Source organism: Cognatundibacterium luofuense (assembly GCF_018139685.1).
GTDB classification, from domain to species: Bacteria; Pseudomonadota; Gammaproteobacteria; order Burkholderiales; family Burkholderiaceae_D; genus Undibacterium; species Undibacterium luofuense.
Genome location: NZ_JAGSPN010000078.1, coordinates 1 through 574 on the forward strand (window position 1 = coordinate 1; position 574 = coordinate 574).

1 pseudogene is annotated in these 574 nt (G+C 56.8%); it reads left to right on the forward strand.

Annotated elements, in window-relative coordinates:
• Positions 1-27 precede the first annotated feature (27 nt).
• Positions 28-574 (forward strand): annotated as a pseudogene (locus tag KDM89_RS19405) (MotA/TolQ/ExbB proton channel family protein); the annotation flags it as partial.

The window sequence follows — 574 nt, forward strand, 5'->3', positions numbered from 1 at the left end:
AATAATTTGTTTAAAGGAAGCACCATAATGAAAACCCGTTTCTCCGCATTCCTGGCTGCCGCCGTTCTGGCCCTGACCGCAGCTGTTGCCGCTCCAGCCTTCGCAGAAGAAGCTTCTGCCACTGCTGCCTCTGCCGCCCCAGCCACTTCCGCACCAGCCGCTGACGCCGCAGCACCTGCTGCTGCACCAGCCGCCGCTGAAGCCGGCCCAGCCAAAGAAGTCATCGAAAACCCATACGGCTTAGACGCACTCTGGAAAACCGGTGACTTCGTCGCCAAAGGCACACTGATCATCATGGTCATCATGTCCATGGGCTCCTGGTACATCCTGATCACCAAAATCGTCGACCAGATCAAACTGTCTGGCCAGGCAACAGATGCCCGCGCTAAATTCTGGAAATCTGCCTCGGTACAAGCAGGTGCAGCTTCCCTCAAAGAAGGCAGCCCATTCCGCTTCATCGCTGACTCCGGCATCAAAGCCACCGAGCACCATGAAGGCGCCCTGCTGGAACAAATCGACCTGAACACCTGGGTCTCCATGTCCATCCAACGCGCAGTCGACAAAGTACAAAGCC